Here is a 25,504-nt window from a genome sequence, read left to right as displayed (position 1 = left end):
TGCCCGTCAATCCCCTCCCTTGGCATTGCGGGGCGCCTGGCGCCCCGCCCTTCTTTTCCACCCAGGTGCCCGCCGGGTCAACCTGTCTCATCAACCTCCCGGGCATGGACCTGCGCTCTGCTCGCGTCCGCCCTGCGGCACCATCTTGGGTTAAGATGCAGCAACACCCGCAATGCCGCCCCCATGGATCCCTTCACCCTTACCCCGCTGCTGATCGGCCTGGCCAGTGCCCTGCACTGCGTCGGCATGTGCGGCGGCATCATCGGTGCACTCAGCCTCGGCCTCGATCCCGCAGTGCAGGCGCACCGCGGCCGCCTGCTGGTACATGTCACCGGCTACAACCTGGGTCGCGTGCTCAGCTATGCGGCAGCCGGCGCCCTGGCCGGGGGAATCGGCTCGGGACTGGCCGGTGGCCTGGCCGGCGGCACCGGGCACCGGCTGCTGGCGCTGGCATCGGCCGCGCTGCTGGTCGCCATCGGCCTGCACCTGGCCGGCTGGTTCCCCGCCTTCGCGCGCGTGGAGCAGCTCGGACGCCCGCTGTGGCGGCGGCTGGAACCCGTCGGCCGGCGCCTGCTGCCGGTGCGCTCCCCGGGGCAGGCGCTGGCTTTCGGCCTGGTGTGGGGCTGGCTGCCCTGCGGGCTGGTCTATGCGACACTGTTGCTGGCGACGGCGGCCGGCAGCGCCGCCGGTGGCGCCCTGACCATGGCCCTGTTCGGGCTGGGTACGCTGCCCGCGACCCTGGCGACCGGCCTGTTCACGGGCTGGTTTGTGCGGCTGGGCGACGGGGCACGGCTGCGACGCACCATCGGCGCGGTGCTGATCGCCTTCGGTCTGGGCTGGATCTGGCTGGGGCCGGAGCTGGCCGCCTAGCCCGCATATTGCACCCTGGGCAGGGCCAGGAGACTGACCTGCATCAAGGCGCGCCGGAGCACACACATTATAGATACTTGCGGATGCTGAACGAACGGAACAGGCGATGAAGGAAACCAACCCCGTGACCCCGCTGATCGGCAAGGACCCGGCCTTCGAGGCCCAGCTGCGCGCCGCGCGCCTGGTGGCGGCGACCGATGTACCGGTGCTGATCCAGGGCGAGTCCGGTACCGGCAAGGACCTGCTGGCGCGGCTGTTGCACGCCGAAAGCCCGCGGGCGTCGGGGCCGCTGGTGGCGGTGAACTGCGCCGCCCTGCCCGCCGATCTGGCCGAATCCCTGCTCTATGGCCATCGCCGTGGCAGCTTTACCGGCGCCGATGCCGACCATGCCGGCTTCGTGCGCGAGGCCCATGGCGGCACCCTGCTGCTCGACGAGATCGGCGACATGCCCTCCGGCCTGCAGGCCAAGCTGCTGCGCTTCCTGGAGTCCGGCGAGTTCCAGCCCATCGGCGCCCCGCGTGCCGAGCATGCCGACGTGCGCATCCTTGCGGCAACCAACCGCGATCTCGCCGGAGAAGTGGCCGCGGGGCGCTTCCGCGCCGATCTCTTCTACCGCCTGAACGTGGTACCGCTCGGGCTCCCACCGCTGCGCGAGCGGCCCGGTGACCTGCCCCTGCTGATGGAGCACTTCCTCGCCGAGCTGGGCGAACGGCATGGCCTGCCGGCACCGCGAATCGGGCGCGATGCCCTGCAGTTGCTGCGGCGCTGGCACTGGCCCGGCAACGTGCGCGAACTGCGCAATCTCTGCGAGCGGCTGCTGATCCTGTTCCCGGGCGGCAGGGTCGGGGCGGGCAACCTGCCACCGGAGATGCGCAGCCCGCAACCGGCGCAGGTGCGGCCGCTGCTGGAACTGCCGGGCGAGGGCCTGTCGTTGCGGGAACTGGAAGTGGAACTCATCCGCCAGGCACTGGCCCGCACCGGCGGCAACCGCAGCCGGGCCGCGCGCCTGCTGGGCCTGACCCGCGATACCCTGCTCTACCGGCTGAAGAAATACGCCATCGAGGGATGACGGCCCGTCACCCGAGCCAGGACAACGGCGAGCGGCGCACCGCCACGCCGACGATATAGGCAAAGACCCCCAGCGCCGATAGGAAGGCCAGGCGCCGCGTCGCCGGCGGGCGACCGGGCCGCAACGCCCGCATGCCCAGCCCGATGTAGGCCAGCAGTGCCACCAGCTTGGCCGCCAGCCAGGGCTGCTGCCAGGGCCAGTGTCCACCGATCGCGACCAGCGCCAGCGCGCTGGCCAGCAGGGTGGCATCGTTCACATGCGGCAGCACCCGCACCCAGCGCCCGCGCCGCGCCAGGCTGCCCTGCCACATCCAGAGCCCGCGCAGCAGGAACAACGCCAGCGTGATCACGGCCGTGGCCACGTGGATCGACTTGACCAGCAGATAGTCCATGCCGACATTCTACCCGGGAACCGGGATGTACAAATGATCCTGGTCAGGCGCCGGTTTCAGGTACAGTAGCCGACATGAAGACCCTGCTCCGCGCCCTGCTCCTGGTCGGCCTGCTGCTGGCGGCGGCCCTGGCCCTGCACCGGCCGCAGCCGCCGGCCGAAATGCGCGGCCTGCCCTGGCAGATCGAGCTCCCCGGCGATGGCAGCTCGCGGGTGTTCGACATCCATCTCGGCGTGGACGACGTGGGCGCCGTGCTCGACCGCCACGGGCGCGATGCCCAGCTCGCCATCATCGCCCGTCCCGGCGAGGCCGGCACGCTGGAGGTCTACTATCCGCGCTTTCAGGCCGGTCCGCTGTCGGGCCGGCTGGTAGTGAGTGCCCACCTCCCGCCGGAAACGATCGAGACCCTGAAACGTCACGCGCCGCGCCGCAAGCCGCAGGAGAGCGGCGCCGTGCGCTACTGGCTGGCCGACAATGACCTGGCAACGGTCCGCGCGGCACCGGTCACCGGCCTGGGCTTCATCCCCGCCGCCCAGCTCGACGAGGCACTGGCCGTGGCGCGCTTCGGCGAACCGGTCGAGCGCATTGCCGAGACAGAGGGCGTGACCCACTGGCTGTATCCGCGGTTGGGACTGGACCTGGTCATGGATCAGGAGGGCCGTGAACTGTTGCAGTATGTGCCGCCCCGCGACTTCGCCGCGCGCCTGCGCGCTCCACTCGCCGCCCTGGAGGAGAACCGCTGATGGATGCAGCCCCGGGCCTGGTCGAAATCCTGTTGCTGCTGATTGCTGCCGTGCTGGTGGTCCCCGTGTTCCTGCGCCTTGGACTGGGTTCGGTACTGGGCTACCTGGCGGCGGGCGCGCTCATCGGCCCCTGGGGACTGGGGCTGATCGGGGACGTGGAGGATATCCGCCACATCGCCGAGTTCGGCGTGGTCTTCCTGCTGTTCGTGATCGGCGTGGAACTCAAGCCGGCGCGGCTGTGGGCCATGCGCCGGCAGGTATTCGGACTGGGCACCGCGCAGGTGATGGTCACCGCTGGGCTGATCATGGCCGTGGTCTGGCTCTTCGGCATCGATCTGCGCACCACGGTCATCATCGGCTTCGGCCTGGCGCTCTCCTCCACGGCCTTCGGCTTGCAGATTCTCAGCGAACGCGGCGAGCTGGGCAGCCCGCACGGGCGCGTGGCCTTTGCCATCCTGCTGCTGCAGGATCTCGCGGTCGTACCGCTGCTGGCACTGGTCTCGTTGCTGGCCGAGGATACCGGCCTGGCCCGTGGCCTCGAGTTTGCGGTGCTGGATGCAGTGCTCGCGGTCGGCACGGTGATCCTGGCAGGCCGCTTCCTGCTCACGCCCCTGCTGCAGGCCGTGGCCTCCAGCCGCACCCGGGAACTCTTCATCGCCGCGGCACTGATCGCCGTGCTGGGCACCGCCTGGCTGATGCAGAAGGCCGGCCTGTCGCTGGCACTGGGCGCCTTCCTCGCCGGCCTCATGCTCGCCGAATCGCACTACCGGCATCAGGTGATCGCCGACATCGAGCCCTTTCGCGGCATCCTGCTCGGCCTGTTCTTCATGAGCGTGGGCATGGGCGTGGACCTGGGCCTGCTGCTGGAGGAGGCGCTGCTGGTGAGCGGCCTGGTGATCGGCCTGATGGCCCTGAAGGCCGGCGTGCTCTGGCTGCTGGTGAAACTGTGGGGCGAGGGCACGGCCAATGCGACGCGGGTGGCCGGACTGCTGTCGCAGAGCGGCGAGTTCGGCTTCGTGCTGTTCGGGCTGGCATCCGTCTCGGGCCTGCTGGAGGACCGGCTGTTCCAGCTTCTGACCCTGGTCATCGCCCTGACCATGGCGCTGACGCCGCTCGCGGTCCTCGTCAGCGAACGCCTGTCCCGCCGGCTTCACGGCGACGAGCCAACCCACGACGTAAACACCCGGCATCTTGAAGACGATCAGCCGCATATCATCATTGCCGGCTTCGGGCGGGTGGGCCGGCGCATCGCCCGGCTGCTGCATCGGGGTGGCGTGCCCTTCCTGGCCATCGAGCGCGACACGGTTCGGGTCATGGAAGGCCGTCGGGAGGGCCTGCCGGTGTTCTTCGGCGATGCCAGTCAGGTCGACGTGCTGCATGCTGCCGGCATCGAGCGCGCGCGCCTGCTGGTGTGCAGCCTCGACCAGCCGCTGGCGGCCATCCGCCTGGTGCGCCAGCTCCACGAACACTACCCCGACCTGCCCATCCACGCCCGCGGCCGGGACCGCCTGCATTGCGACGAGCTGCGCAGGGCGGGCGCCACCGAGGTGGTCTCGGAAACGCTGGAGGCCAGCCTGCAACTCGGCAGCGGCGTGCTGCGCAGTGCCGGACTGGCGGAAGACGCCATCGAGGCGCTGGTGGAAGGGCTGCGGCGGGAATACTACGGCTGAGGAAGGGGATGCGCCCGCAGGGTATCTGGCCTGCATTCGGGACGGAACGGCCGGAAGGTCAGGCGTCGGCCACCACGCAGCAATTGCGACCGCTGTCCTTGGCGCGATAAAGGGCCTGGTCGGCACGCTCGAACACCGACTCGATACTGTCCCCCTCGCTGAATTGGGCGACACCGCAGGAGATGGTGATGGGCACGGCCTCGCCCTTGTAGTGGAAGCCGCAATTCGCCACTGCCTCGCGCAGCTTGTCGGCGACCCGCTGCGCGTCCTCGGCACTGGCGCCGATCATCAGCATCACGAATTCCTCGCCGCCGTAGCGGGCGAGGAAATCGGTTTCGCGTACATTGTCGGCCAGCAGGTTGGCGATCACCTTGAGTACCTTGTCGCCGGCCTTGTGACCGAAGCGGTCGTTGATCTTCTTGAAGTGATCCACGTCCCAGACCACCAGCGCCAGCGGCGTGGCGAAACGTTTCCAGCGGGCGTATTCCTGCCCAACCCGCTCCTCCCACGCCAGCCGGTTGGGAATGCCGGTGAGGGTATCGGTCATGGCCTGGTTGCGTTCCTCGCGCACCCGGCTGCGCAGTTCGCCGGTTTCCTCTTCCAGCGCCGCCAGCCGCTCGCTGAGCTCGCGCACCTTGGCCTCGGCCGCCCGGTGACGCGCGGCCTCGACCTGACGATGCTGCTCGATGTGGGCAATGATGGTCTCTATGCGTGACTGAACGGCATCGCGCAGCTGCGGCAGGTCGCTGGCATCGCGCACGCTGCTGGCGATGTCCTGCACCTGCGCCTCGACTGCGTTGCCGAGTTCGCGGCCGTTCTTGTAACTGGCGATGCGGTCGGCCTCGCTGCCGCGCACATGCTCGTCGATGTCGGCCAGCCGGTCGGTGAGCTGGCTGAGGAAGTTCTCGAATTCCCGGGTCTCGTCCTGCAGCTTGCTGCGCACCCGCGACACCAGGTCGGCCAGCGCCTGGAGGGTGGCATCGACATCCAGCGGCGTAGCCGTGTCCAGGATGCGATCCTTGAGCGCCTCGACCTCGTCGGCAAATTCGGCGGGAAATTCGATGCGCTCCAGCAACTGGCGCAGCAGGTCACGCACGGCGGCGTCATCCGCGTCGCGGGTCCCGACGTCGGTCGTCGGCGTTGCGGACACTTCGTCCGCCAGCGTCGGGGAGGTATTCAACAGCGCTGCCAGCTGCTCGCCCAGCCGCCGCAACTCGGCCTCGGTGGCGGCACGCAGCACCGGCTCGCGCAGTTCGCCGACCCCTGCCCGACGCTGCGGAGTACGGGCCAGCTGCTCGATCAGGCCCAAAAGCATGTCGCGCTGGCCGGGGACCAGGCTCGGCGGCTCGGCACGTGCGGGCGGTGGCTCGGCAGCCGGCGGTGCGGTCGTCGCCTCGGGCGCCGCCTTCTGTTCACGCGACCCGAACAGGCGGCCGAGCAGCCCCCCAGGCGTGCCTTCGTCGGCAGCCTCCGGTGCCAGCGCGCGCGCGAGGAAATCCGCGAATGCCTTGACCGCCTTGTCCAGATCATCCTCGCCCAGACCCTTGAGCGTCTTGCGCAGCGCCTTCGCTTCCCGTGCCAGCGGCTTCGGGAGGCGCGCGCCTTCCAGCACCTGCGCCAGAATCTCCACGCGGCCCGGCAGCGCCCGTTCGGCGGCGCGCTGGTTATCGAGCTTGACCAGGGTCTTCGACATGGCCTCGATGCGGGCGCGCAGTGCGGGCGCTTCGGCCCGGTCACGGATGGCATCGCGCAGGGCGCGCAGCTGCTCGTCCAGGGTGGGATCGAGACCGTCTGCCGCCAGGGTCAGGCGTGAAATGGTGCGCCGGAGCAGGTCCTCCATCTGCCCCCACTGGCGCTCGCGCGTCTCCAGTTCCTCGAGACTGTCGTAGTACTTGCGCTTCCAGGCGGCGACGGAATTGGCAGGATCTTCGGCGGTAGCCATTGAGGCGATCGCTCCAAGTGACTGAAAACCAGGGCCAGCCCCGGAAACGGGGCCACCGTCAAGGGTTATCGGTCGCAGACGCCGGAAATTGACATGGCAGGGACGGGGAAAACAGGCTCAGCCGGGCAGCCGCACCGATTCCGGCACCACCAGCTCCATGCAGATGGGCAGGTGATCGGAAATGGGATGGTCCAGTACCCGGGCACGCTCGACCCTGAGCGTGGGACTCACCAGGATGTGGTCGATGTTGCGGTTGGGACGCCAGCTCGGGAAGGTGTGCAGGTCATGAATGGGCTCGCTGAGCAGGGTGCGGTTGATGAAGAACTCCATCTCCGGGCTGCGCGAGGGAAAGTTCAGGTCGCCCATGAGAATGACATGCTGCTCGGCATTGACCACGTCGGCCACATAATCGAGCTGGGCCAGCCGGGCGCGGCGGCCCAGCGCCAGGTGCAGGATCATCACCAGCAGCGACTCCCTGCGCTGTCCGAAGCGCAGCGAAAGCGCGCCGCGGCCGGGTATGGGCCCCGGGAGACGATGTTCGATGATCTCGCTGCACTCGAAACGGCTGAGCACGCCGATGGCATGCCGCGCGATGCGCCCGATGCGGCGATTGGTCTGGTCGTACCAGAAAGGGAAACCGGCCTTCTGCGCCACGTATTCGGTGAGATTGACGAAACCCGAACGCAGACTGCCGGCATCTGCCTCCTGCAGGCCGACGATGTCGTACTCGGCCGCGATCTCGGCAATGCGATCGAGATTGCGGAAGCGGTTCGGGTGCGGCAGCACATGCTTCCAGGAGTGCAGCAGGTAGTGCCGGTAGCGGCTGGTGGAAATGCCGGTCTGGATGTTGAAGCTGAGCACCTTGAGGCGGTGTCCACCCGCACCGGCCTTCCCGACCGGTTCCGGCCTTTCGGCCTGCGAGGGCTTGCGGCTGGCTGCGCTCATATGGGGCAGACGAGCTTGCCCAGCTTCTCGGTCAGCTTGAGGTTCTCGTCGTAGTCCACGGGGCAGTCGATGACACTGACCACGGGCTCGGCGATGGCCTGGCGCAGGATGGGCATCAGCTCCTCGGTACGCTCTACCCGGTAACCGCGTGCCCCGAACGATTCGGCAAACTTCACCAGGTCGGGGTTGCCGAAGTCGACGTGCGAGGTGCGATGGAACTGGTTGAGCTGCTTCCACTCGATCAGGCCGTAGCCGCCATCGTTCCAGACCAGGATCACGATGGGAATGTTGCGCCGGACGGCTGTCTCGATTTCCTGGGCGTTCATCAGGAAGCCGGCATCGCCGGTGGCGGCGACCACGGTGCGATCGGGGTAAACCATCCTGGCGGCGATGGCTCCGGGCACGGCGATGCCCATGCTGGCGAAACCATTGGAGATCAGGCAGGTGTTGGGATACTCGCAGCGGAACATGCGCGCCATCCACATCTTGTGCGCGCCCACGTCGCAGACCACGATGTCCTCCGGCGCCAGTGCCGTGCGCAGGTCCCAGATCAGCTTCTGCGGCTTGACCGGGTGCGAGACATCATCGGCGTGCTGACTCATTTCCTCGACCAGCGCGTCGCGCAGCGGCCGCATGGGCTGGCCCGAGTGCGGCGTGGCCAGTTCGGCGATGCGCATCAGGCTGTGCTTGATATCGCCGATCACCCCGACCGCGACCGGATAGTGGGCATCGACCTCGGCGGCACTGGCATCGATGTGGATGATGGTGCGGTCGCGCGTGGGATGCCACAGGTGCGGGTGGTACTCGACCAGGTCGTAGCCGATGCAGATGATGACATCGGCACGCGAAAAGCCGCAGCTCACGTAGTCGTTGGCCTGCAGGCCGGCACTGCCCAGGGCCAGCGGATTGCGCGCAAAGGGCACCACGCCCTTGGCCATGAAGGTATTGGCCACCGGGATATTGAGCGCCTCGGCGAACTCGGCCAGATGCTTCCAGGCCCGCTGGCGGATAACGCCGTTACCCGCCAGGATCATGGGATTGCGGGCCTCGGAAATCAGTTCCGCGGCGCGCTCGACGCGATCGGCCGCGGGTTCGGGCGTGGACGGATGCTTGATCGGCAGCGGCACATCGTCGAGCGTCATCTTGGCGATATTCTCGGGAAACTCGATGAAGGTCGCCCCGGTCTTCTCCGACTGCGCCACCTTGAACGCCTTGCGCACCACCTCGGGAATGATGTTGGGTGTCAGCAGCCGCGAGGAGTACTTGGTGACCGGCTGGAAAAGCTGCTCGAGATCCAGTACCTGATGGGACTCCTTGTGCAGCCGGTTGGTATCGGCCTGGCCGGCAATGGCCACCAGCGGCGCGTGGTCCAGGTTGGCATCGGCGACGCCGGTGATGAGATTTGTGGCGCCGGGTCCGAGCGTGGACAGGCAGACGCCCGCGCGGCCGGTCAGGCGGCCGTACACGTCGGCCATGAAGGCCGCCCCCTGTTCGTGACGACAGGTGACGAATTCGATGCGGGAATCGAGCAGGGCATCCATGACATCGAGATTCTCCTCGCCCGGCACCCCGAAGATGTATTCCACACCTTCGTTTTCCAGACACCGAACGAAGAGTTCAGCCGCTTTCATGAATCCCTGCCTGTGGGCGGACAGTGCCGCCGGAAGCGATCGCTCAGCGCTGCTTGCGCGCCTGCTCGACCAGATAATCGACCACCTCGAGCATGCGCTCGTGCGAGCCGGCCTCGGTGGCCGAAGTGCGGTAGCGGCCCTCGACGATCATCGACGGCACCCCGCGGATGCCGTAGTTGCGGGTGAGCTGGCGGGCGCGGTTGACCTTGGCGGCGACGCCGAATGAATTGAAGGTGTTGTCGAAGTCCTCGCCCTTGACGCCCTGCTGCACGAAGAAGCTGCGCAGCGCCGGCTCGCTGTTGATGCGCTTGCGCTTGACATGGATCTCGTCGAACAGGGCCTTGTGGATGCGGTCGGTCACCCCCAGCAGCTCGGCGGTGTACCAGGCCTTGGCCAGCAGCTCCCAGCGCGGACTGAGCACCGCGGGCACGCGCAGGAAATTGACGTCGTCCGGCAACTTCGCCGCCCATTCCTCGATCAGCGGCTCGAGCTGGAAGCAGTGCGGACAACCGTACCAGAACATTTCCACCACCTCGATGCGGGCAGGATCGTTGGTCGGCTGCGCCGGCCGGATGGTGAGATAGTCCTTGCCGGCCTCGAATTCCGCGGCGGAAGCGGAGAACGGCAGAAACAGAGCCAGCAGGCAGGCGATCATTCGGTTCGGCATGTCACAACCCTTTGCTTGTTGTCGGTGAATGGGCTTCCGGCCCCGGGCCGGCAGACACTTTGAGCCGCACGCGGCACCTAGAGTTCCCCGTAGGAGTGCATGCCGGACAGGAACATGTTCACGCCCAGGAAGGCGAACAGGGTCACGAACAGCCCCACGATCGCCCACCAGGCCATGGGCGTGCCGCGCCAGCCCTTGGTCAGGCGCATGTGCAGCCAGGCCGCATAGTTCAGCCACACGATCAGCGCCCAGGTTTCCTTGGGATCCCAGGACCAGTAGCCGCCCCAGGCCTCGGCCGCCCACAGCGCCCCCAGTATGGTCGCCACGGTGAAGAAGGCAAAGCCAAGCGCGATCGACTTGTACATGACGTCGTCGAGCACATCCAGGTCGGGGATCATGCGCGCCGCCAGGCCATCGCTGTCCGCCGGCTGGCGGGCGCGGATGAGATAGGCGACACCGACCATGGCAGCCAGCGCGAAGGCGCCGTAACCGACAAAATTGGCCGGCACGTGGATCTTCATCCAGTAGCTCTTCAGCGCGGGCACCAGCGGCTGGATCTCGTGGGCACCGCGATCGAAGGTGTACCAGAGCAGGAAGGCCACGGCAGCCGATATCACCAGCATCACGAAGCCGCCGAGGGCCCTGGTGCGGTAGCGGCCCTCGTAATACAGGTAGAGCAGGGCCGTGATGATGGAAAACAGGATGAAGACTTCGTAGAGGTTGCTGACCGGTATGTGGCCGACATCATGGCTGATCAGGTAGGACTCCCGCCAGCGCACCATCAGCCCCACCAGCCCCATGGTGGTCGCCGTCCAGGTCATGCCCGTGGCGACCCTGCCGACGAACTCGGAACGGCTGGCGCTGGCGGCGAAGTAGACCGGCGTGGCCGCCACATAGAGTGCGCTCATCCACATGATGGCCGACTGGGACGAGAGCAGGTACTTGAGCAGGAAACTGGTTTCGCTGCGCGCCAGATCCTGACCGTACAGCCAGATGCCGAGCAGGCTGAGCGCGGCCACCGCCAGGCTGAAGCCGCGAATGGCCTTGAAGTGCCAGCCCAGGGCAATCAGCGCCGGCGCCGTACCATAGAGTATGGCCACCTCGTAGGCGTCCATCAGGGTGTGATAGCGGACATGGGCATAGACGGTGCCGGCCATCACCAGCATCGCCCAGATCCAGTCGAAGGCGGAGAGCCGCTGCCACAACGAGGGACGCCGCCAGTCGTCGAGCAGGTGCTGTTCGGTCACGGACATGTCTATTACTCCTTCGGACCCGTCGAGGTGCCCGCATTGCCGCCGGTGACGCGCGCGAAGCGCTCGGCCAGGCGTTCGAATTCGGCCGCGAAATCACGCCGGTCGCGGCTGCCGGTGCCGGCGAACAGGACCCGGGTACCCTGCCCCTCCGGCTCCAGCCAGAACCACAGCCTGCGCTGGTGGACGTAGAACATCATGAACACGCCCAGGGTCAGCAGTGCAAAGCCCAGATAGACCACATTCTTGCCGGGCGCCCGCGCAATTTGCAAGCCGGAGGCCTGGATGTGGGTGAAGTCGGTCAGCTGCAGGTAGAAGGGCGAGCCGTAGACCGGCAGCGCGGCCAGGGCGTTGACCGCGTCCTCGTAGAAGCGGGCATCGCGCTCATTGATGCCCGCGCTGATGTCGACGCCTTCCTCCTCGAGCACCTGCGCGTAGGCGGTGCTGAGCAGGTTGCGCAGTACCTTCATGTAGGCGTCCATGACATCCAGCCGCCGGTCTTCGGGAACGCTCTCCTCGACCTGGGCGACGATGGCCTCGAAGCCGCCGCGGGTGAACAGATCCATCAGTCCGAGCATGGTATTGACCACCTGACTGTTGAGTTCGGCATCGGGGGAGCCGGACGCGGCGAAGGTGGCGCGGGTGGCGGCCTCGGCAATCCCGCGCAGGCGGTCCTCGTCGCGCAGCAGGGCGTTGAAGCGCATGAAGCGCTCCAGCGAATCCCGGGCGTCGGCCGGGACATGCAGGTAGAAAAAGGGCTCGGAGGGCGTGGTGCGCATGCCGCTTAGATAGAAACGACGGCCCTCGAGTTCCACCGGGCTCATGTAGTTCTCGTATTCCCGCGCCTCGCCCTGGGCGTTGCGCAGCTTGTAGGTGAAACTGGGGCCGAAGTTCATGAACTTCCTGCCCGAGCCCTCGGGTGCCGGGTTGATGTTGAACAGCCGGAAGTCGTTGAACTCCAGCGTCATCGTCTCGCCATTGCCGACCTCCACCTGGAGCCGCTCGAACACCGCGCTCTCCAGGTCCTGGGCGTCGACCCGGGGCCGGTTCAGCGACCAGGCCTTGAGCCGCAGCCGGCTGCCGCCGTCGCTGAAGCTGGCCTGGTAGATGGCGTAGCCCTTGTAGATCAGCGGATGATTGACGGCGATGGTGGCCGTCAACGGTGCCTCGCGCTCGGGATCGTGGATGACCAGATCGCTCTCGAAGGACTTGGGCTGGCCGGTGGCATAGTGCTCGACCCGGAAGTCCTTGAGTGCAATGGTAAAGGGCAGAGGCTGCACCAGATAGCCGTCGCGCAACTGCAGGAACACGATGCTGGCGGTACCGCCCTCGGGGATGTTGACGTTACCGCGAAAGGAGGGGTTTTCCACCGGCAGCCAGCTGATCTTCGGCACCTCGCTGGCCGGAATGTCCCGTGTCTCGGGCTTGATCTGGCCGGCCATCTCCTTGAGCTTGAGCGGCAGGTTGCCGTCCACCAGGCCTCCGATGCAGATGATGACGATGGCGGCGTGGGTGAAGAGGTAGCCCAGGCGGTTGAGCGCACCCTTGCGCGCGGCAATCACCCGATGATCGCCCTGCGCCTCGCAGCGCGCGCGATAGCCCTCCGAATGCAGCCCGGCCATCAGCGAGGGCACCAGCTCTTCCACCGGGCGCGCCACCTGCCACTGGCGCTGGTGATGAAAACCCTGCAGCGATGCCTTGCGCACCCGGGTACGCAGCTCGCGCATGTCGCGGACCATGTCCGGTGCGTTGCGATAGATGCAGACGCTGGTGGAAATCACCAGGAAGGCGAGAATGAACAGGAACCAGCCCGCACTGTAGACATCGTAGAGTCCCAGCGTCCGGTAGATCTCGTGCCAGAAGGGTCCGAACTTGATGATGTAGTTCTGGTAAGGTTCGTTCTGCTTGAGGACGGTGCCGATCACCGAGGCGATGGCCACTGCCACCAGCAGGGTGATGGCCAGATTCATCGAGCCGAGGAACTCGATGAAGATGCCGGCGCGGCTGGGCGCCGGTGCGGACTTGCCGGGCTGTGCGGGGCGGTTCAAGCAGGGACCATCCGATTCAGATACCGCGGCGGAGACGACAGGGGGTGGCCATGGCCACCCCCCGACTGCGCTCGATCAGCGAAGGATGGCGCCGATCAACGCAGGCCCTGGATATAGGAGGCCACGGCCGCGATCTCGGCATCCGTCATCTTGGCGGCGATGTTGCGCATCATCTTGCCGGCGTCGTTCGCCCGCTGGCCGGAACGGAAGGCCTTGAGCTGGTTCTCGGTGTACTTCGCGTGCTGACCGGCCAGACGCGGGAAGTTGGCCGCCGGGTTGCCCATGCCGTTGGGCGCATGGCAGGCCATGCAGGCGGCCACCCCGCTGGCCTTGTTGCCGCCACGGTAGATCTTCTCGCCCAGCTCGACGAGATCGGGATCCGCCTCGCCCAGGCTCATGGTCTGGCTGGCAAAGTAGGCAGCCAGGTTGTCCATGTCGGCATCGCTGAGGCCGGCGGCCATGGGCGCCATCATGGCGTTCTCCCGGCGGCCCGCCTTGAAATCGGCGAGCTGCTTGGCGATGTACTTGGCATGCTGGCCGGCCAGCTTGGGCCACTCGGGGTTGGCGCTGTTGCCGTCTGCGCCGTGGCAGCTGGCACACATGGCGGACTTGGCCTTGCCCGCGGCCGCGTCGGCGGCCAGGGTCGGGCTCGCGGCCAGGGCCGCGGTCACGGACATAAGGGCTGCAAAAGCAAACTGCTTGTTCATGGTGTTGACGAACTCCTGTACCTGGCAGGTTGGGAAAACGGGCGTCGGACGGGCGGACGCGGCAGGCATGAGGCCAAAATGGATCGCCTTTTATACCAGCCGGGGGGGGCCGATTCAATAGTGACGGCCTGCCGCAACGTCCGGAAAATGCCTGCATGAGCAATCCCTTCGCGCACGCTCGCTTCCTCACCAGCGCCGCCCGCCTCGGCCAGGCACCCCCCGACGACGGCCGCGAGGTGGCCTTCGCCGGACGCTCCAACGCCGGCAAGTCCTCCGCGCTCAACGCCATCTGCCAGCAGAAGGCGCTGGCGCGCACCTCGCGGACCCCCGGGCGCACCCAGCTGCTCAATTTCTTCGCCGTCACCGACCGCGCCCGGCTGGTGGACCTGCCGGGCTACGGCTATGCCAGGGTGGCGGCGAAGGTGAAGCAGCAGTGGCAGCGGGAGATGACCCGCTACCTGCACGAGCGCCGCTCGCTGGCGGGGCTGGTGCTGGTCATGGACGTCCGCCATCCGCTGACCGAGTTCGACCAGGAGATGATCGCCTGGTGCCAACAGGCCGGGCTGCCGCTGCACATCCTGCTGACCAAGGCCGACAAGCTCCGTCGCGGCGCCGCCCGCGCCGCCCTGCTGGGGGTCAAGCGGGCGCTGGAGGAGGGTGGCGTGGAGGCCAGCCTGCAACTGTTCTCCGCACACGATCGCCAGGGGGTCGAGGACGCCCGGGGGCTGCTGGCCGAGTGGCTGGAGGTCGCCGATTAGCACCAGGCCGGAAGCCGATGCATCGGCGCGCCTTCCCCGGCCGCTGCGCCTGCATGCAGAGTGCGCCTCGGTGGACTCCGTGTTCCAAACGCCGGCATCAGAGCGGGTTACCCCGGACTCCGGCCCCGCGGCCTGCATCCGGGCGACGCCATGGAACCGCGGGCAAAAAGAAACCCCGGTATTCAAGGGGGGGAGAGTACCGGGGTCAAGGTCACCCGGTTTGGGGATTACCGGGTTGGGAGGGGTTCCGTTCCAGGGAGGAAGAACGGCCCCTCAAGTCTGCAGCGTTTCCATCTCCTTAGGCTCCCTCGCGCGGAAAGAGTTCCGTGGACGGCTGCCTGGATCAGGGTTCAGTGAAAACTATAGCCAAACTTTTCCGGCGCGTCTGTCAAAGATCCTCGAAGGACAGGCGACCCTGAAAAACGTGGGGTTTCGGGCATTGGCCGAAGCGCGAATCCGCCTCCTTTCGGCAAGCCCGTGAACTGCCACGGCATTCAGTGGGCCTGGTCCCAGTTGTCGCCCACGCCGATGTCCACCCGCAGGGGCACAGCCAGTTCCGCCGCCCCCTCCATGCGCGCCCGCAACCCGGGCTCGAAGGCCGCCAGTGCCGCCTCCGGTACCTCGAATACCAGTTCGTCGTGCACCTGCATGATCATGCGCGCGCTCAGCCCCTCGGTCTGCAGCCAGGCATCGGTGGCGATCATGGCGCGCTTGATAATGTCGGCGGCGGTGCCCTGCATGGGGGCGTTGATGGCGGTGCGCTCGGCGGCGGCGCGGCGCTGCTGGTTGCGGGCGTTGATCTCGGGCAGGTACAGCCTGCGGCCGAACAGGGTCTCCACATAGCCCTGCGCGTGCGCCTGCTCGCGGGTGCGCTCCATGTAGGTCTTCACCCCGGGGTAGCGCTCGAAATAGCGGTCCACGTAGTCCTGCGCCTGGCCGCGGTCGATACCGAGCTGGCGTGCCAGGCCGAAGGCGGACATGCCATAGATGAGTCCGAAGTTGATGGCCTTGGCGGAGCGCCGCTGGTCGGGTGTGACGGCCTCCGGCGCCACCCCGAAGACCTCGGCGGCGGTGGCACGGTGGATATCGACGCCCTCGGCGAAGGCCCGCAGCAGGCCCTCGTCTCCCGACAGGTGGGCCATGATGCGCAGCTCGATCTGGGAATAGTCGGCGGCGAGTATCTTCCAGCCCGGCTCGGCGACGAAGGCCTGGCGGATGCGCCGGCCCTCCTCGGTACGCACCGGGATGTTCTGCAGGTTGGGGTCGCTGGAGGACAGGCGCCCGGTGGCAGCGACCGCCTGATGGTAGGAGGTGTGCACCCGGCCGGTGTCCGGGTCTACCTGCTCGGGCAGGCGGTCGGTGTAGGTGGACTTGAGCTTGGACAGGGCCCGGTAGTCGAGGATCAGCCGCGGCAGCGGATAGTCGGCGGCCAGCTCGGCGAGCACCGACTCAGCGGTGGAGGGCGCGCCCTTGGGGGTCCTGGCCAGCACCGGCAGGCCCTGCTTCTCGAACAGGATCTCCTGGATCTGTTTGGGCGAGGAGAGGTTGAAGGGCTGGCCGGCCAGGGCGTGGGCCTCGGCCTCCAGCTCGGCCAACCGCGTCGCCAGCTCCTCGCTCTGGCGGCGCAGCATGTCCACGTCGATGCGCACCCCGGTACGTTCCATCCGCGCCAGCACCGGCACCAGCGGCAACTCGATCTCGCACAGCACCCGGCGCAGGCCGTCCTCCGGCGCCAGCCGCGGCCACAGGGTGTGGTGCAGGCACAGGGTGATGTCGGCATCCTCGGCGGCATAGGGCGCGGCGGTCTCCACCGGCACCTCGTTGAAGCCGAGCTGCTTCGCGCCCTTGCCGGCCACGTCCTCGTAGCGGATGGTCTTGCGGCCGAGATACTTCAGCGCCAGCGAGTCCATGTCGTGACGGCTGGCGGTGCTGTCCAACACATAGGATTCGAGCATGGTATCGAAGGCGATGCCCTCGAGGGCGATGCCATGACGCGCCAGCACGTTCATGTCGTACTTGATGTGATGACCGATCTTGCGCGCGCCGGCATCCTCCAGCAGCGGCCGCAGGCGCGCCAGCACCTGTTCGGCCGCGAGCTGGTCGGGCGCCCCGGGATAGTCGTGGCCGAAGGGCACGTAGGCAGCCTCGCCCTCGACCACGGCAAAGGACACGCCCACCAATCGTGCCTGCATGTAGTCGAGGCTGGTGGTCTCGGTGTCGAAGGCGAACAGCTCGGCCTGGCGCAGGCGCGCCAGCCAGGCCTCCAGCCGTTCGAGGTCGAGCACGGTTTCGTATTCGCCCTGCGTATCGCCGGCGGGCCGCCCGGCATCCTCGCCCGCCCCGGCGGCGTCCAGCAGCTCGCGCAGCCAGGTCCGGAACTCCAGCCGCTCGAACAGTTCGCGCAGGCGCTCGCGGTCGGGCGGTGACAACCGCAGATCCTCCGGGCGCACGTCCAGCGCCAGATCGCGGCGGATGGTCGCCAGCCGGCGCGAGAGTTCGAGATCGTCGAGATGTTCGCGCAGGCTCTCGCCCACCTTGCCCTTGATCTCGTCGGCGTGGGCGATGATCCCGTCCAGCGAGCCATACTGATTGAGCCACTTGGCCGCGGTCTTGGGCCCGACCCTGGGCACGCCCGGGATGTTGTCCGAGGTATCCCCCACCAGCGCGAGGTAATCGACGATGCGCTCGGGCCCCACGCCGAACTTCTCGCGCACGCCCTCGGCGTCGAGCCGGGTATCGTTCATGGTGTTGACCAGCGTCACCCGGTCATCGACCAGCTGGGCCATGTCCTTGTCGCCGGTCGAGATGATCACCGGATGACCGGCCTCGGCCGCAACCCTGGCCAGGGTGCCGATGACGTCGTCGGCCTCCACGCCCGGCACCTCCAGCAGCGGGAAACCCAGCGCGCGCACCACCTCGTGCAAGGGCTCGATCTGCGCCACCAGGTCATCCGGCATCGGTGGCCGATGGGCCTTGTAATCCTCGAACATCTCGTCGCGGAAGGTCTTGCCCTTGGCATCGAACACCACGGCCACATGGGCATCGGGGTAGTCCTTGAGCAGCCGGCGCAGCATGTTGGTGACGCCATAGACGGCGCCGGTGGGCTCGCCGCGCGAGTTGGTCAGCGGTGGCAGGGCATGGTAGGCGCGGTACAGATAGGAGGAGCCGTCCACCAGGACGACGGGCGTCGGTTGCTGTTCACTCATGGCGGGGTGTCCGGATGGCTTGCGACCCGCGCGCAATGGTAGCATGGGTCCTGCCCGTCCAGAGCGGGCACCGGACGGTGTTCCGATCAGACAGTGACGCAGCCGCGCACCCGAATTACCCCAAGGCGAGGCAATGGACGAACAGACCCGACGCTCCCACCCCGGCATGATGCCGGTCAACGATACCCAGCTGACCCGGGAATCCTGGAAGATCTTCCAGATCATGGCCGAGTTCGTGGAGGGCTTCGAACGGCTGGCACGCATCAAGCCCTCGGTGAGCGTCTTCGGCTCGGCGCGCACCCCACCGGAGTCGGACGAGTACAAGCTGGCGGAAGAGATCTCGCGGCAACTCTCGGACGCGGGCTTTTCGGTCGTCAGCGGGGGTGGACCCGGCATCATGGAAGCCGCCAACAAGGGCGCCCAGGCGGGGCGCTCGCCGAGCATCGGCCTCAACATCCAGCTGCCGCACGAGCAGTCCGGCAATCCCTATCAGGACATTGCGCTGAACTTCCGCCACTTCTTCTCGCGCAAGGTGATGTTCGTGAAGTACGCCTCGGCCTACGTGGTACTGCCCGGCGGCTTCGGCACCCTCGACGAACTGGCCGAGATCCTCACCCTGGTACAGACCGGCAAGACCCGGCGCATCCCCATCATTCTGGTCGGCTCGGATTTCTGGAAGGGGCTGGTGGACTGGTTCCGCGACACCCTCGTCACGGCCGGCACCATCTCGCCGGAGGACCTCGACCTGTTTCGGATCCTGGACGAGCCGGCCGAGGTCGTGGATGCCATCTTTGACTATTATGAAAGCCGGGGCTTCGAGCCTTCCGCCGAGGAGCAGGAAATCCTGCTCGATCTCTGAGACACCACCCTACAGGACACCGTCATGCGACTGCCGCTGCTTCTCGCCGCCCTCTGCCTCAGCGCCCCGCTCGCCGCCCAGGAACCCGCGCCCCCGCCACCACCGGCCGCGCAGGACACGCCGCCGCTGCCGTCCGGTACGGCGGCACAGGAGGGCATCGAACCCGAGGTCACCATCATTCGCCGCCAGGACCGCACGGTCGAAGAGTACCGGCTCAACGGCCAGCTCTACATGATCAAGGTCACGCCGGCCAAGGGGCCGAGCTACTACCTCATGGATGCCGACGGCGACGGCCAGCTGGAAACCCGCCGCAGCGAACTCGATCCGCGCATCCTCGTCCCCAGCTGGGTGATCTTCCGCTGGTAACCGCGGCCGCGGCAGGCGCCGGTATAATGCCGGCCTCATGAACCGACTCGAACAGCTCGCCGACCGCATCGAGCGCCTCTCCGAATGGAGCGGGCGCGCGGTCAGCTGGCTGACACTGGCCATGGTACTGGTCACCTTCCTGGTGGTGGTGCTGCGCTATGCCTTCGATCTGGGCTGGATCGCGCTGCAGGAGTCCATCACCTGGATGCATGCGCTGGTGTTCCTGCTCGGTGCCGCCTATACCCTGCGCCACGATGGCCACGTACGCGTGGACATCTTCTACCGCAAGCGCTCGCCGCGCGGCCGCGCCTGGACCGACCTGCTCGGCGCACTGCTGCTGCTGATACCGGTCTGCGGTTTCATCCTCTGGATCAGCTGGGACTACGTGGCCGAGAGCTGGCGGCTGCACGAGGGCTCACGCGAGGCGGGCGGCCTGCCCGGCGTGTTCCTGCTCAAGACCGCGATACCGGTGATGGCCACGCTGCTGCTGGTGCAGGGGCTGGCGCAGGTGCTGCGCAGCATTGCCGTGATCCGTCGGGGCAAGCGCTGATGCCGGACTGGGTCGTCGAGGCCATGCCGCTGCTGATGTTCCTGGCCGTCGGCCTGGTATTGCTGGCCGGCTATCCGGTGGCCTTCTCGCTCGCCGGCACCGCGCTGGCCTTCGCGGCCATCGGCTACCAGCTCGACCTGTTCGATCCTGCCTTCCTCGAGGCGCTGCCCAACCGCCTCTACGGCATCATGACCAACGAGACCCTGATCGCGGTGCCGCTGTTCGTGTTCATGGGCGTGATGCTGGAACGCTCGCGGGTCGCGGAAAGCCTGCTGGACACCATGGCCTCGCTGTTCGGTCCCTTGCGCGGAGGACTGGGCATCTCGGTCACCCTGGTCGGCATGCTGCTGGCGGCCAGTACCGGCATCGTCGGCGCCACCGTGGTCACCATGGGCCTGCTGTCGCTGCCCACCATGCTCCGGCGCGGCTACGACCCGCGCATCGCCTGCGGCACCATCTGCGCCTCCGGCACCCTCGGCCAGATCATCCCGCCCTCCATCATCCTGGTGCTGCTCGGGGACGTGCTCTCCTCGGCCTATCAGCAGGCGCAGCTGGACATGGGCATCTTCGCGCCGGAAACGGTCTCGGTGGGGGATCTCTTCACCGGCGCCCTCATTCCGGGGCTGGTGCTGGTCGGGCTCTATCTGCTCTACCTGGTCGCCGTGGCCTGGCTGCGCCCGGCGGCCATGCCCGCCATCCCCGCCGGGGACCGCGCCGCCGGCCGTGACCGGGGGTGGTTGCGCAGCATCGCCGGCGCCCTGCTGCCGCCGCTGGCACTGATCGTTGCCGTGCTCGGCTCCATCATGGGCGGCCTGGCCACGCCCACCGAGGCCGCCGCCGTGGGCGCGGTGGGCGCCATGCTGCTGGCCGCTGCGCGACGCCAGCTCAACCGGACGATCCTCGGCGAAGTGGTGCGCAGCACCACGCGAGTCACCAGCATGGTGTTCCTGATCCTGATTGGCGCGTCCGTGTTCTCGCTGGTGTTCCGCGGCTACGAGGGCGATGCGCTGGTCGAGGAACTGCTGACCGGCCTGCCCGGCGGCGAGGCCGGCGCCCTGCTGGCGGTGATGGCGGTGATGTTCCTGCTCGGCTTCGTGCTCGATTTCATCGAGATCACCTTCGTGGTGGTACCCATCGTCGGTCCGGTGCTGCTGGCCATGGGCGTCGATCCGGTCTGGCTGGGCGTTCTCATCGCGCTCAACCTCCAGACCTCCTTCCTCACGCCGCCGTTCGGCTTCGCGCTCTTCTATCTGCGCGGGGTCGCACCCCCCGAGGTGAAGACCGGGGACATCTATCGCGGCGTGGCACCCTTCATCGTGATCCAGCTGCTGATGCTTGGCCTGCTCGCACTCTGGCCAGGTCTTGCCACCTGGCTTCCCGGGGTGGTCTACGGCAACTAGCCCGCCTCGGGCGAGGTGACGTCGGACTGGATCCACTTGCAGTGGGTGTGGACGTCGGCCAGCGGCGTGCCGGCCATCGCCGGCACGGTCAGGGACAAGGCCAGCAGCAGCGCCGGCAACCGAGACCGCCGCCGTGGCTCAGTCCTGCCGCGCGTTGAGATAGGCGCGCTCGGAGACATCACTCCAGGCCACCACCTGCTCGCGGAACTTCACGAAGGCGTCGTAGACCTTGCGCGACAGCGGGTCCTTGTCCGCGATCTCCGCCACCACCTCGTCGGACAGCTGCTTCAGCCGCGCCAGCACATCATCGGGGAAGCGGCGCAGATCGACCTTGTGTTCCTCCACCAGCGTGCGCAGGGCGGCGTTGTTGCGCGCCGTGTACTCGGCCAGCATGTCCTGATTGGCGACGCGGCAGGCGTGGGTGACGATGGCCTGCAGGTCCTTGGGCAGGGCCTCGAAGGCCTTGCGGTTGACAAAGCATTCCAGCGTGGTGCCGGGCTCGTGCCAGCCGGGATAGTAGTAGTGCTTCGCCGCCTTGTAGAGACCGAAGGCGAGATCGTTGTAGGGACCGACCCACTCGGTGGCGTCGATGGCACCGGACTGTAGCGAGGTGAAGATCTCGCCGCCGGGCAGGCTCACCGGCGTGCCCCCGGCGCGGCGCAACACCTCGCCGCCGAGGCCGGGGATGCGCATCTTCAGGCCCTTGAGATCCGCGACGCTGTTGATCTCCTTGTTGAACCAGCCCCCCATCTGCACGCCGGTGTTGCCGGCCGCCGCCGGCAACAAACCGAACTCGGCGTACACCTCGCGCCAGAGCTCCATGCCGCCGCCATGGTAGAGCCAGGCATTCATTTCCTGCGCCGTCAGGCCGAAGGGCACGGCGGAGAAAAACTGGGCCGCCTCGGACTTGCCCTTCCAGTAGTACGACGCCCCGTGGCCCATCTCCGCGGTGCCGCGGGACACGGCATCGAAGATCTCGAAGGCCGGCACCAGCTCCTTGGCGCCGTAGACCCTGACGGTCAGGCGGCCGCCGCTGAGTTCGGTGATGGTGCGGGCCAGGAAGTTGGCCCCGGTGCCCAGACCGGGGAAGTTCTTCGGCCAGGTGGTGACCATCTTCCAGCGGATCTTCCTGCCGGCTATGGCAGGCGCGGTGCCCATGAGACCGCCGGCGGCAACGGCGCCGGCTCCGGTGGCACGGATGAAATCACGGCGTTTCATGGCTCCCCCAAGATCATCGAGTCCAGTCGGCATTGTACGCAAACGGCGGCCGCGGCACCGGACACGGCGCATCAGCACTCGCTGATTTACTGATTCAAAAAATGATTGCCTGCCAAATGCGTTGTGTGATTATATTACCGCGACACGTTCATTTGATGCGATAATGGACTCAAATCCAACAATAAATATCATCCGCCAGGCGCGTCGACATTCCGTCGACCACCGTCGCCACCCTCGAAGAGGCCCCCGCCCGTGACCCGTTCCAGCCCCGACCGCGGCCACCGGCCGCTGCTCGCCTGGCCCATCCTCGGCCTGACCCTGACCCCGCTGACCGGACTCGGCGTTGCCGCCCTGTTCGGGCTGACCGGGCCGCACGAGTTCCGCACCCTGCTCGAGACCGGCGCCCTGCCGCTGTACCTGCTGGCGCTCGGCGCACTGGCAGCCTGGCACTTTGATCGCTACCTGGCACCCCTGCAAGACTGGGTCGCACGGGCCGGGGCCGGGCAGTCGGCCCCTGCGGCGCTGCATCGGAGGATGAGTCGCTTCCCGCGGGCCTACTGGACGCTGTTCCTGCTGCACGCGGTGGCCATGCCCATCGTCTACTTCGGTGTCCTGGGCCGCCTCGACGGCACCCACGCCGGTGCCATCGGCCAGTTCCTGCTGCTGCAGCTCACGGTGGCGGTACTGGTCGGCCTGCCGCTCTATCTCAAGGCGCTGGACAGCCTTGGCGGGCTGGTGCCGCGGCTGGGCCTGCCGCGGGTGCAGGTCAGCCTCAAGTCCAAGCTCCTGCTGCTGGGTGGCTTCCTGCCGCTGCTGTCCTACTCGTTGCTGATGCAGTTCAGCTGGCAGCGCATCGGCAGCCTGGACCTCGGCCTGCTCGCGTTGTGGGGCGGGCTGACCCTGGCGACCTTCGCGGTAACCTGGGCGGCGGTGCGCAGCATGTCGCACTCGCTGGCGCCGGTGGAGGCCGTGCTCGGGCGCAGCGGGGCGTCCACCCATCAGGATCTCGCGGAGCTGCGCCCGCAGTCCACCGACGAGATCGGCTACCTCACCCAGACCCTCGGACGCGTGTTCCGCCGCCTCGGCGACCAGGAGTCCCAGATGCGGGCCGTGGTCGACACCGCTGCGGAGGGCATCATCGTCACCGATGCCGACGGCAACATCGATACCTTCAATGCCGCTGCGGAACAGCTGTTCGGCTTCCTCGCTGCCGAGATCCGCGGCAAGCCGCTGGCCTGGCTGATGCCGGCGCTGGTCAACGACCGCGGCGTACCCGAACCCTCCGGCCAGGAACAGGAGACCACCGGCATGCACCGTAACGGCCAGCCGCTGGCGCTGTCGGTGCGGGTGAGCGAAATGAGCATCAGCAACCATCGCATGTTCACCTGTCTGGTTGCCGACATCGGCCAGCGCAAGCAGGCCGAGGAACGGCTGGTCAGCGCCGAGGCCCGCTACCGGGACCTGGTGGAAACGGCACACGACCTGGTCTGGAGCATGGACGCGGAGGGCCGCTGGACCTATCTCAACCGCGCCAGCCACTCCATCTACGGCCTGGCGCCGGAAGAAATGATCGGGCGGCACTTCTCCGAATTCCAGGCGCCCGATCATCGCGACCAGTGCCAGGAGGCCTTCCGCACCATCCTGTCCGGCCGCGACCTGGTGCAGTACGAGACGGTGCACCTCGATCGCGACGGCCGCCCGCACCACCTGAGCTTCAACGCCCGCGCCCACGTCGACGACGCGGGGCGGGTGGTGCACATCAGCGGCACCGCGCGCGACATCACCGAACAAAAGGCCTTCCAGCAGCAGCTCGCCTACCAGGCCGAGCACGACTCCCTGACCGGGCTGTTCAACCGCCACTACTTCCAGCAGGAGCTGGAACGCACCGTGGCGCGGGTGGCGCGCAACAGCGCCCAGTGCGCGCTCTTCTACATTGACCTGGACCAGTTCAAGTACATCAACGACACCCTCGGCCATGCCGCCGGCGACCAGTTGCTGGTGGAGATCAGCGGCCTGCTCGCCTCGCATGTGCGCGAGGGCGATCTGCTGGCACGCTTCGGCGGCGACGAGTTCACCCTGCTGGTGTACAACGTCAGCGCCTCGCAGGTGGCGCGGGTGGGCGAGAACTTCCGCCGTCTGTTCGAGGACTACCGCTTCCACTACGACGGCAAGCCCTTCAACGTCACCTGTTCCATCGGCGGCGCCATGATCGATGCCAGCGTCGATTCCGCCGACGAAGTGCTCTCGCATGCCGATCTGGCCTGCAACATGGCCAAGACCCACGGCCGCAACCGGGTCCACCTGTACAACCCGGCGGACAAGGACAAGGCCGGCATGGCCGAGGACATGGGCTGGGCGGCACGGGTCCGCGAGATGCTGGAGCACGACCGCTTCCAGCTGGTGTACCAGCCCATCGCCAGCGTCGAGACCGGCGAGGTCAGTGACTACGAGGTGCTGGTGCGCATGCTCTGCGACGACGGCGACGTGATCCTGCCCGGCGGCTTCATGCCGGCGGCGGAACGCTTCGGCCTGATCCACAGCGTGGACCGCTGGATCGTCGCCCGCGCCATGCACCAGCTCGCCGGCCTGCGCGAGCAGGGCAGCGCTGTGCGCTTCTCCATCAATCTTTCCGGGCGTGCCTTCGAGGATGCCGAACTGCTGCCCATGATCCAGGGGCTGCTGCGCGAAACCGGGCTGGACCCGGCCTGGCTCACCTTCGAGATCACCGAGACCGCGGCCATCGCCAACCTCGGCGCCGCCGAGCGCTTCATCGGCGAACTCAAGGACATCGGCTGCCAGTTCGCGCTCGACGACTTCGGCTCGGGTTTCAGCTCCTTCAGCTATCTCAAGCACCTGCCGGTGGACAAGCTGAAGATCGACGGCTCCTTCGTGCAGGGCATGGCCCAGGCCAGCGTGGACCAGGCCATGGTGCAATCCATGAACCAGGTCGCCCACGCCCTGGGCAAGGTGACCATCGCGGAATACGTGGAGTCCGAGGCCATCCTCAAGCTGCTGCGGGAATATGGCGTGGACTACGCCCAGGGCAACTTCATCGGCAAGCCGCGCGACCGGCTGCTCAGCCTGGCCCAGCCCGCACTGGCATCGGTACACCCCCTCAAGGCCTGAGACAGTTCCTGGCCCGCATATTGCCTTATTGTGTCGGGAAGCGGGCGCCGTCAGACGGGACCGGAAGCCGCTTCATTGCCCTGTGGCC

20 protein-coding genes are annotated in these 25,504 nt (G+C 67.4%); 10 read left to right on the top strand and 10 right to left on the bottom strand.

Translation table 11 applies throughout. The features are described from left to right. Positions 1-183: 183 nt before the first annotated feature. Together MVF76_RS07535 and MVF76_RS07530 are read left to right on the top strand one after the other, a co-directional pair. The gene (locus tag MVF76_RS07535; protein WP_297528192.1) at positions 184-870 is read left to right on the top strand and encodes a sulfite exporter TauE/SafE family protein; all 687 of its coding nucleotides are present in this window, start codon (positions 184-186) and stop codon (positions 868-870) included. Positions 871-976: 106 nt separating this feature from the next. Next, positions 977-1,939: a sigma-54 interaction domain-containing protein gene (locus MVF76_RS07530; RefSeq protein WP_297528191.1), complete on the top strand. Its 963-nt coding sequence runs from the start codon at positions 977-979 to the stop codon at positions 1,937-1,939. Positions 1,940-1,946: 7 nt separating this feature from the next. On the opposite strand, the gene MVF76_RS07525 is transcribed toward MVF76_RS07530, so the two are convergent. Continuing rightward, a complete protein-coding gene (locus MVF76_RS07525; RefSeq protein WP_297528190.1) occupies positions 1,947-2,330 on the bottom strand; it encodes a SirB2 family protein in 384 nt (127 codons plus the stop codon). A gap of 74 nt (positions 2,331-2,404) precedes the next feature. On the opposite strand from MVF76_RS07525, the gene MVF76_RS07520 reads away from it, so the two are divergent. Beyond that, entirely contained in the window at positions 2,405-3,073 is a 669-nt protein-coding gene (locus MVF76_RS07520; RefSeq protein ID WP_297528189.1) for a hypothetical protein, read from the top strand. Then, the gene (locus MVF76_RS07515; protein ID WP_297528188.1) at positions 3,073-4,743 is read left to right on the top strand and encodes a monovalent cation:proton antiporter-2 (CPA2) family protein; all 1,671 of its coding nucleotides are present in this window, start codon (positions 3,073-3,075) and stop codon (positions 4,741-4,743) included. Before MVF76_RS07520 ends, MVF76_RS07515 begins: the two co-directional genes overlap by 1 nt. Before the next feature lie 58 nt (positions 4,744-4,801). On the opposite strand, the gene MVF76_RS07510 is transcribed toward MVF76_RS07515, so the two are convergent. From MVF76_RS07510 to MVF76_RS07480, 7 genes are all read right to left on the bottom strand, one after another. Next, positions 4,802-6,685 (bottom strand): GGDEF domain-containing protein, encoded by a 1,884-nt coding sequence (locus MVF76_RS07510; RefSeq protein WP_297528187.1) that lies wholly within the window; start codon positions 6,683-6,685, stop codon positions 4,802-4,804. A gap of 117 nt (positions 6,686-6,802) precedes the next feature. Then, positions 6,803-7,630, bottom strand: a complete 828-nt coding sequence (locus MVF76_RS07505; protein ID WP_297528186.1) for an endonuclease/exonuclease/phosphatase family protein — start codon at positions 7,628-7,630, stop codon at positions 6,803-6,805. Continuing rightward, a complete protein-coding gene (locus MVF76_RS07500; protein WP_297528185.1) occupies positions 7,627-9,261 on the bottom strand; it encodes an acetolactate synthase large subunit in 1,635 nt (544 codons plus the stop codon). The genes MVF76_RS07505 and MVF76_RS07500 overlap by 4 nt, the downstream gene beginning before the upstream one ends. A 43-nt stretch (positions 9,262-9,304) precedes the next feature. Next, on the bottom strand, positions 9,305-9,928 hold the full coding sequence (locus tag MVF76_RS07495; protein ID WP_297528184.1) for a thiol:disulfide interchange protein DsbA/DsbL: 624 nt from the start codon (positions 9,926-9,928) through the stop codon (positions 9,305-9,307). A 77-nt stretch (positions 9,929-10,005) separates the two neighbouring features. Then, positions 10,006-11,181 (bottom strand): c-type cytochrome biogenesis protein CcsB, encoded by a 1,176-nt coding sequence (gene ccsB, locus MVF76_RS07490; protein ID WP_297528183.1) that lies wholly within the window; start codon positions 11,179-11,181, stop codon positions 10,006-10,008. A 5-nt stretch (positions 11,182-11,186) separates the two neighbouring features. Beyond that, complete coding sequence (locus MVF76_RS07485; protein ID WP_297528182.1) at positions 11,187-13,226, bottom strand: cytochrome c biogenesis protein ResB; 2,040 nt, start codon at positions 13,224-13,226, stop codon at positions 11,187-11,189. A 95-nt stretch (positions 13,227-13,321) separates the two neighbouring features. After that, positions 13,322-13,933 (bottom strand): c-type cytochrome, encoded by a 612-nt coding sequence (locus MVF76_RS07480; protein ID WP_297528181.1) that lies wholly within the window; start codon positions 13,931-13,933, stop codon positions 13,322-13,324. Positions 13,934-14,088: 155 nt separating this feature from the next. Between MVF76_RS07480 and yihA the strand changes: the two genes are divergently transcribed. Continuing rightward, positions 14,089-14,691 carry a ribosome biogenesis GTP-binding protein YihA/YsxC gene (yihA, locus tag MVF76_RS07475; protein ID WP_297528180.1) on the top strand — a complete coding sequence of 201 codons (603 nt, stop codon included), beginning with the start codon at positions 14,089-14,091 and terminating at the stop codon, positions 14,689-14,691. A 494-nt stretch (positions 14,692-15,185) separates the two neighbouring features. Here the strand turns inward: yihA and polA are convergent, their stop codons facing one another. Then, complete coding sequence (gene polA, locus MVF76_RS07470; RefSeq protein ID WP_297528179.1) at positions 15,186-17,897, bottom strand: DNA polymerase I; 2,712 nt, start codon at positions 17,895-17,897, stop codon at positions 15,186-15,188. 133 nt (positions 17,898-18,030) lie between these two features. Here polA and MVF76_RS07465 point away from each other — a divergent pair, with 133 nt between their 5' ends. Genes MVF76_RS07465 through MVF76_RS07450 form a run of 4 tightly spaced genes read left to right on the top strand, consistent with a single transcriptional unit; the run spans position 18,031 to position 21,072 of the window. Further along, a complete protein-coding gene (locus MVF76_RS07465; protein ID WP_297528178.1) occupies positions 18,031-18,756 on the top strand; it encodes a TIGR00730 family Rossman fold protein in 726 nt (241 codons plus the stop codon). A 24-nt stretch (positions 18,757-18,780) separates the two neighbouring features. Beyond that, on the top strand, positions 18,781-19,122 hold the full coding sequence (locus MVF76_RS07460) for a DUF2782 domain-containing protein (protein ID WP_297528177.1): 342 nt from the start codon (positions 18,781-18,783) through the stop codon (positions 19,120-19,122). A 37-nt stretch (positions 19,123-19,159) separates the two neighbouring features. Beyond that, positions 19,160-19,672, top strand: a complete 513-nt coding sequence (locus MVF76_RS07455) for a TRAP transporter small permease subunit (RefSeq protein ID WP_297528176.1) — start codon at positions 19,160-19,162, stop codon at positions 19,670-19,672. Continuing rightward, a complete protein-coding gene (locus tag MVF76_RS07450) occupies positions 19,672-21,072 on the top strand; it encodes a TRAP transporter large permease (RefSeq protein WP_297528175.1) in 1,401 nt (466 codons plus the stop codon). Before MVF76_RS07455 ends, MVF76_RS07450 begins: the two co-directional genes overlap by 1 nt. Positions 21,073-21,210: 138 nt before the next feature. On the opposite strand, the gene MVF76_RS07445 is transcribed toward MVF76_RS07450, so the two are convergent. Beyond that, on the bottom strand, positions 21,211-22,290 hold the full coding sequence (locus MVF76_RS07445) for a TRAP transporter substrate-binding protein (protein WP_297528174.1): 1,080 nt from the start codon (positions 22,288-22,290) through the stop codon (positions 21,211-21,213). Between the two features lie 252 nt (positions 22,291-22,542). Here MVF76_RS07445 and MVF76_RS07440 point away from each other — a divergent pair, with 252 nt between their 5' ends. Next, positions 22,543-25,416 (top strand): putative bifunctional diguanylate cyclase/phosphodiesterase, encoded by a 2,874-nt coding sequence (locus MVF76_RS07440; protein ID WP_297528173.1) that lies wholly within the window; start codon positions 22,543-22,545, stop codon positions 25,414-25,416. Positions 25,417-25,504: the final 88 nt, after the last annotated feature.

Origin of the sequence: Thiohalobacter sp., from assembly GCF_027000115.1 — a bacterium.
Classification (GTDB): domain Bacteria; phylum Pseudomonadota; class Gammaproteobacteria; order Thiohalobacterales; family Thiohalobacteraceae; genus JALTON01.
Note: the sequence above shows the minus strand (reverse complement) of the source record. Positions and strands in the feature narration are given on the sequence as shown.

Coding starts and splice junctions, on each gene's coding strand:
- MVF76_RS07535 (WP_297528192.1), top strand. CDS start 184: ATGGATCCCTTCACCCTTACCCCGCTGCTGATCGGCCTGGCCAGTGCC.
- MVF76_RS07530 (WP_297528191.1), top strand. CDS start 977: ATGAAGGAAACCAACCCCGTGACCCCGCTGATCGGCAAGGACCCGGCC.
- MVF76_RS07525 (WP_297528190.1), bottom strand. CDS start 2,330: ATGGACTATCTGCTGGTCAAGTCGATCCACGTGGCCACGGCCGTGATC.
- MVF76_RS07520 (WP_297528189.1), top strand. CDS start 2,405: ATGAAGACCCTGCTCCGCGCCCTGCTCCTGGTCGGCCTGCTGCTGGCG.
- MVF76_RS07515 (WP_297528188.1), top strand. CDS start 3,073: ATGGATGCAGCCCCGGGCCTGGTCGAAATCCTGTTGCTGCTGATTGCT.
- MVF76_RS07510 (WP_297528187.1), bottom strand. CDS start 6,685: ATGGCTACCGCCGAAGATCCTGCCAATTCCGTCGCCGCCTGGAAGCGC.
- MVF76_RS07505 (WP_297528186.1), bottom strand. CDS start 7,630: ATGAGCGCAGCCAGCCGCAAGCCCTCGCAGGCCGAAAGGCCGGAACCG.
- MVF76_RS07500 (WP_297528185.1), bottom strand. CDS start 9,261: ATGAAAGCGGCTGAACTCTTCGTTCGGTGTCTGGAAAACGAAGGTGTG.
- MVF76_RS07495 (WP_297528184.1), bottom strand. CDS start 9,928: ATGCCGAACCGAATGATCGCCTGCCTGCTGGCTCTGTTTCTGCCGTTC.
- ccsB (WP_297528183.1), bottom strand. CDS start 11,181: ATGTCCGTGACCGAACAGCACCTGCTCGACGACTGGCGGCGTCCCTCG.
- MVF76_RS07480 (WP_297528181.1), bottom strand. CDS start 13,933: ATGAACAAGCAGTTTGCTTTTGCAGCCCTTATGTCCGTGACCGCGGCC.
- yihA (WP_297528180.1), top strand. CDS start 14,089: ATGAGCAATCCCTTCGCGCACGCTCGCTTCCTCACCAGCGCCGCCCGC.
- polA (WP_297528179.1), bottom strand. CDS start 17,897: ATGAGTGAACAGCAACCGACGCCCGTCGTCCTGGTGGACGGCTCCTCC.
- MVF76_RS07465 (WP_297528178.1), top strand. CDS start 18,031: ATGGACGAACAGACCCGACGCTCCCACCCCGGCATGATGCCGGTCAAC.
- MVF76_RS07460 (WP_297528177.1), top strand. CDS start 18,781: ATGCGACTGCCGCTGCTTCTCGCCGCCCTCTGCCTCAGCGCCCCGCTC.
- MVF76_RS07455 (WP_297528176.1), top strand. CDS start 19,160: ATGAACCGACTCGAACAGCTCGCCGACCGCATCGAGCGCCTCTCCGAA.
- MVF76_RS07450 (WP_297528175.1), top strand. CDS start 19,672: ATGCCGGACTGGGTCGTCGAGGCCATGCCGCTGCTGATGTTCCTGGCC.
- MVF76_RS07445 (WP_297528174.1), bottom strand. CDS start 22,290: ATGAAACGCCGTGATTTCATCCGTGCCACCGGAGCCGGCGCCGTTGCC.